This is a genomic window from Kitasatospora kazusensis, assembly GCF_039529945.1.
GTDB lineage: Bacteria > Actinomycetota > Actinomycetes > Streptomycetales > Streptomycetaceae > Kitasatospora > Kitasatospora kazusensis.
The window spans coordinates 1-520 of the sequence record NZ_BAAANT010000150.1 but is presented as its reverse complement, the minus strand read 5'-3'; the positions used below and the strand labels follow the sequence as shown (position 1 = coordinate 520).

Annotated in this window: 1 protein-coding gene; it reads left to right on the top strand. The window is 71.2% G+C overall.

Annotation, left to right across the window (positions count from 1 at the left end; translation table 11 throughout):
- Window positions 1–520, top strand: a 520-nt coding sequence (locus tag ABD330_RS32425) for a CurL C-terminal domain-containing protein (protein WP_344469902.1), incomplete at both ends; no start/stop codon positions are given.

Here is a 520-nt window from a genome sequence, read left to right as displayed (position 1 = left end):
GCCCGAGACCGACCACCCCCGCCGGGCCGCCGTCTCCTCCTTCGGCATCAGCGGCACCAACGCCCACCTCATCCTCGAAGCCGCCCCGAACACGGTGCCCGAAGCGGAGGAGCCGCAGGACACGGTCCTGCCGCTGCTGCTCTCCGCCAAGACCGAACCCGCCCTACGCGACCAGGCCGGCCGCCTCCACGAGTTCCTGACCCAGCATCAGAACATCGACCCGGCAGCCACCCTGGCCAACGGCCGCTCACATTTCCAGCACCGCGCGGTGGCCCTCGGTGAGACCCGCGAAGAACTGCTGGCCGGCCTCAAGGCACTGGCCGACGGCTCCCCCAGCAAGCAGGCCGTCCAGGGCACGGTACGCGGCGGCAAACTCGCCGTCCTGTTCACCGGCCAGGGCGCCCAACGCCTCGGCATGGGCCGCGAACTCCACAACACCCACCCCGTCTTCGCCACAGCCTTCGACGAAGCCTGCGCCGCACTCGACCCCCACCTCGAACACCCCCTGCGCGACGTGGTC